Raw genomic sequence first — 4,561 nt, 5'->3', positions numbered from 1 at the left:
GGGCGGTATATGACAGACTGTTTCAACGGAGAATCCCCGTCTAGGTAACAGCGGAGAGCTTTAAAGGTAAGGTCTTTACACGCTGGTGCTTTCTTCGGGTATTGCCACTAGTGCTACATCCACCTGGTCTTCTTCAAGTTCGGTTAAATCTACTCTAATACCAGGTCCAAAGAAGTTTTCCAGTTTTTCCTGCTTTTTGAGCCAAGTCTCAAAAGGAATTAGTGGGGAATCAAATTCGAGAATTAAGGCATAAGCACCATCCACCGAAGTTTCTCGTAACCCCATCAACACAGGTCTTTCTTCATCAGTAGGAGATAAACCAAGGCTTTCCAAGGAACTATCTAGATGGGCTTCTTGACCATAGCGATATCGCATTACGTCTTTGCGAATCTGGTTTTGGATTGGGGTGGCGCTTTGCTCTCGCAGCGTCAGGACTTCAGGAATTGTTGGTTGGCTTAATTCCACAGGCTTTAACTCGGCAGCTTTGAGGGCAAGACCTCCTAGTAGAATCGGAATTCCATAAAAGAATCCCACTAGATTCAGGGTGGCATTATCGGTAGCGTAGGCAACAAAGCCGATTACGGTCAGTAATCCACCAATGACTAGACCTACAGTTCCTAGGGAAGTTCGGGGTAACATTATTTAGCTATGTAACAGAAATAACTCCAGTTTTATTATCCTAGAGTGGTGGTCAAGTCATAGAAGTTGACAAAATTACCAATATATGGTTTTGGGTGAATTTTATCCACTCCTATCTCCCCATCATTACATTGACTCAATAGTCTGATTACTTACTTGACCGATATTGCCGAATCTAGGTCAGTAAGAACGAATTAATAATTGCACCCAGTCTTTCTCTTAAATACCTGATTTCCCCTTTTATGGGAAAATTTGATCGTTATCATAAAGTTGTAGATAAGAGACAGCCAAAAATGGAGTTGGAAAAAATTAAGGAGCGAATTACCTTAATCACCAGTAAACGGGAATCCTTGCTACGGCTTCTGGAGCAACCCGATTTGGGTACCCTCAGAATTGATGTTAATCAGGCTCTAGAAGAACTCGATGACCTAATCGATGAATTTAAGCGTACTTTCCCCGAATAGAAAGGCTAACTGATGCCTCAAAAAATTGGCGTTGCTGATTAATGGAATAATTGAGGGTAATGAGGTAATGGGGAAATTAGCCGACTATAATTGCATAATTCCTTAGTTTAGCAGCGCCTTATTCTAGTTTTCGTTTCTCAGCTGATTTTAGCTAGTGGTTGTAGACGGTTAACTTTATCACTCCCCATTTTCCTAACTAAATTAATTAGATCTGAAGTGGCAACATCTTTCCTACAGAAGATATCAACGGGAGCGGTTTGGCTCATTACCTCAATTTGGGGGTCTTCTACTGAAGAGTAGGCAATAATTTTAGTGTCTGGCTCTAGACTTTTGATCCGGGTGGCTGCACTTAGACCATCCATCATAGGCATTTGTAGATCAAGTACTATAACATCCGGGCGATGGCACTCTACCATATCAATGGCTTCTTTCCCGTTACTAGCAAGAGCAACTATCTCAATATTCTCCTGAGCCGAAAATGCTAACTGAAGGCTATATCGAGTTAATTCATGGTCGTCAACTACTAGAACTCGCAAGGCAGGATGCTCACAGGACAACATAGGAAGACGCTGATCATTGTTTGACTTTTTCAGTCTAATAAGTTAGATTGTAACATTTTATCTACCTTTCGAGATAATCAACTGATCATTTCATGAATTTATTACATTGACTACAATATCAATTTACATTGATACATATAACCTGATGTGACATACTCCCCACCTTGCCATCCTCACAGGGCTAGGTTTTTTACATTTGGGTTGAGACTTATGCAAGAGGTCTATTGATGATGTGTCCGAACCGTTAAAACTTGGGGGGGTGTCGAGTCTGGTGGATAGAGAAAATCGACTTGCACCAGCCGTTGCTCAAGGGGTGGCATCTGCAACCTCACTAGGGTATCCCCCTGCTCACCACGCCGTTGTACCAAATGCACATAGCGCGTCCGAGGTAAACCTTGATCATCCTTATAGCTCAATTGCACTGTCCCTCGGAAAAATATTTGCTTAGCTGGTGCCTTTAAAAACCTTAATCCTCCCTGGATTTGATCCTGTTTAATCGGTGTCTCAAGAGCCAGAGTGACCGTTTGAGTATCCCGGGTGGGATTAATCAGTGGCAAGGTCAGGCTGTATTGCACCCCATAGTTACCATGGGCAAAATAGGCGGTATCTGGATAACGGACTAACATCGGCGCACTCTGAATTTGACCAGTACCTAACCTGCCGTGATGGAGGGTACTCAGTCCGTAGGAAAAGGCTTTTCCCGGTTGCGGAATAGTTAGAGATTGAGCAGTAGGATTATCCACTAACTGAGCTTGCCATCTAGAGCCTCGGGCTACTCCTGCCACTCGACCGTAGATAATTGAACCAGTAGTAGCAATCGGATCAGTCGGGGCGCGATCGCGTGGTCCAGCTAACTCCCCTTGCTCTAATAAATCCTGCCATTGAGCTATAGTAGGAGAGCGTTCATTCCCATCAGTATCTAAAGGTGCATACTTGGCAAGACTGGCGGCGTATACCTTTCCATCACTGTATAACCGCATCAACGTTGAGCGACCATTAATCGGTGGTGTCAAGGTTCGCACTGGAATTGGCAGATTCAGCAACATGCGGCTTTGCTGAGCCTGAATCACCAATTGGGCAGGAAATCCGTCTTGCCTACCTCCACGGAGGATATCACTCATCACTCGGCTACCAGGCCCAGCATAAACTCTACCGGAAGAATTATCTACTTGGGAGGGTAATTCGATAAATGGTGCATCAGGCTGACTCAGGTAACTAGCTGCCTCAATAATATCTACTGTTACTGCTTCTTTGCCCGGATTGTGGAGGATAATCCCCAGATAAAGGGTGCGCAAATCCTCTAGGGTGGGTGCTTTGGCAACATGGTGGGCAAAGATATCAAAGCGCCCTTGAAATGGAAAGTTTAAGTGAGCCCCTGGGTTGCCTTTGTCAGAAGGGGGAAATGTGGACAGTAAAATTCCTTCAGTCTGTACTAGTTCGGGACTGTTGCTGTTGAATACGGGTACATTATCTAGTTGTCCTGCTAGAGGGCGTATTTCTTGGAGTTGCACGATTTCTACTTGAGGTGTTGGTGCTGGGGTCGTTTGAGCCAGGGTGAAATTTAGTAAAAATGGCAGCATGGATAATGGGGTTTTAATTAAACCAAACTTGGTTAAACCACAAAGACGCGAAGAGGCCAAGATTTGGATCAGGGTGCCATCTGCTAAGTTCAGAAACTCTGTTAGTTACAGGTTTTTAGTCACAGGTGTTGGCTAACTGGGAATTCTGAGTTTTAGTGATGTCAGCTGGAATTTTCCAGTATGGCATGGGAATATATTGAATCTATAACTATGACTTTTCTTTACCACCAAGTTTCCCTTGCCCAACTTTCCACCAAGGCACGTTCTGATCGCACACGCTGGCAGTCAGGAACTGAATTACCTATGGTTACCTATGGGGAAGTGTCTCTTGGTTTTATTGTCCCTCTCGAAATTATAACTGCTTTGCCCACTGAAGCCGTGGCTGGCATGCCCCTAAAAGAACTACAGCGTTGGCTGTTTAGAAATCGGCAAGGATGGCTGGAAGGGATTATGGATGCTTTGACTCTCACTTACAAGAAACAGGAGGTACTGGGGTTGCTCCACCCTCGCTACTCAGATCAGTTATCAAAGCTAATCAGAACTAGACGATCTGCGTGAGGGGCGTGAGTATTTGAATAAAATCCCACGTCAGCAGCAAAACGCGTAGCGTGGCCTACGGTCAATCGCAACAAGAAACCGCTTGTGCGACAGCCGCGAGAATCGCATTTTTAGGTGTTGCCTATTTGCGTTATAATATTACAATTTATGACCAATTTATGACCAATTTATGACGTCCCTCTCCCCCCTGTTAAACCTTTTAAACTAGTTCAAATAACTAGTTCAAATAACTAGTTATCATACTCAGCAAAATACCCATGTTTACGGAGGTAAAAAGGACTCCATAGACTACTCATAAACAACTCCATTTGGCAAGCTGCAATTAAATCCGACTGGATAGAACCACCGTGCTTGAGCCAGTGAAAGGTAATTTTGCGCAAATCGTTAGTCATGTAAGCCAGAGTTGCCAACGGTCTTAGCCAAGGTTTTACACTCAACATCCGGGTCACATGACGACTTAAACCAATCCCACGGAAAAACGGAATTAAATACTCACGTTTCAGACGCCAGCTAGGGATTTTGTGCTCAATTTCCATAGCAGGATTGTACCATATTTCCCAGCCCTTAGCTTGGATACGAGACAGCATCTCTAAATCTTCCCCAGTTAACATACTGCTCTTAGTTCGCCCAGTCAAAATAGGCCGAGAGGGCATACTCTCTAACCAAGCTTGTTTTCGCACAACCAACCCAGCTGAAGGTGGTAGTAATTTTTTGTGAGGTTCATAAAGTAATGGCTCACAACCACGTTCAGTGATTGCTA

The 4,561-nt window shown here is 44.1% G+C and carries 5 protein-coding genes and 1 pseudogene; 2 read left to right on the top strand and 4 right to left on the bottom strand.

Translation table 11 applies throughout. The annotated features are described in order from the left end of the window. Positions 1-75 precede the first annotated feature (75 nt). The gene (locus F6K49_RS35800; RefSeq protein WP_293024414.1) at positions 76-639 is read right to left on the bottom strand and encodes a DUF2854 domain-containing protein; all 564 of its coding nucleotides are present in this window, start codon (positions 637-639) and stop codon (positions 76-78) included. Between the two features lie 242 nt (positions 640-881). Between F6K49_RS35800 and F6K49_RS35795 the strand changes: the two genes are divergently transcribed. After that, positions 882-1,103, top strand: a complete 222-nt coding sequence (locus tag F6K49_RS35795; RefSeq protein ID WP_293024428.1) for a hypothetical protein — start codon at positions 882-884, stop codon at positions 1,101-1,103. A gap of 137 nt (positions 1,104-1,240) precedes the next feature. On the opposite strand, the gene F6K49_RS35790 is transcribed toward F6K49_RS35795, so the two are convergent. After that, entirely contained in the window at positions 1,241-1,639 is a 399-nt protein-coding gene (locus tag F6K49_RS35790) for a response regulator transcription factor (RefSeq protein ID WP_293024412.1), read from the bottom strand. A gap of 245 nt (positions 1,640-1,884) precedes the next feature. Beyond that, the gene (locus F6K49_RS35785; RefSeq protein WP_293104432.1) at positions 1,885-3,243 is read right to left on the bottom strand and encodes a DUF3370 domain-containing protein; all 1,359 of its coding nucleotides are present in this window, start codon (positions 3,241-3,243) and stop codon (positions 1,885-1,887) included. Positions 3,244-3,453: 210 nt separating this feature from the next. On the opposite strand from F6K49_RS35785, the gene F6K49_RS35780 reads away from it, so the two are divergent. Next, a complete protein-coding gene (locus F6K49_RS35780) occupies positions 3,454-3,801 on the top strand; it encodes a hypothetical protein (protein WP_293024408.1) in 348 nt (115 codons plus the stop codon). Positions 3,802-4,031: 230 nt separating this feature from the next. Here the strand turns inward: F6K49_RS35780 and F6K49_RS35775 are convergent. Further along, positions 4,032-4,561 (bottom strand): annotated as a pseudogene (locus F6K49_RS35775) (glycosyl transferase); the annotation flags it as partial.

Source organism: Moorena sp. SIO3I6 (genome assembly GCF_010672095.1).
Note: the sequence above shows the minus strand (reverse complement) of the source record. Positions and strands in the feature narration are given on the sequence as shown.

Bases quoted from the DNA above. Each gene is read 5' to 3' on its own strand.
- F6K49_RS35800 (WP_293024414.1), bottom strand. From the start codon at position 639: ATGTTACCCCGAACTTCCCTAGGAACTGTAGGTCTAGTCATTGGTGGA.
- F6K49_RS35795 (WP_293024428.1), top strand. From the start codon at position 882: ATGGGAAAATTTGATCGTTATCATAAAGTTGTAGATAAGAGACAGCCA.
- F6K49_RS35785 (WP_293104432.1), bottom strand. From the start codon at position 3,243: ATGCTGCCATTTTTACTAAATTTCACCCTGGCTCAAACGACCCCAGCA.
- F6K49_RS35780 (WP_293024408.1), top strand. From the start codon at position 3,454: ATGACTTTTCTTTACCACCAAGTTTCCCTTGCCCAACTTTCCACCAAG.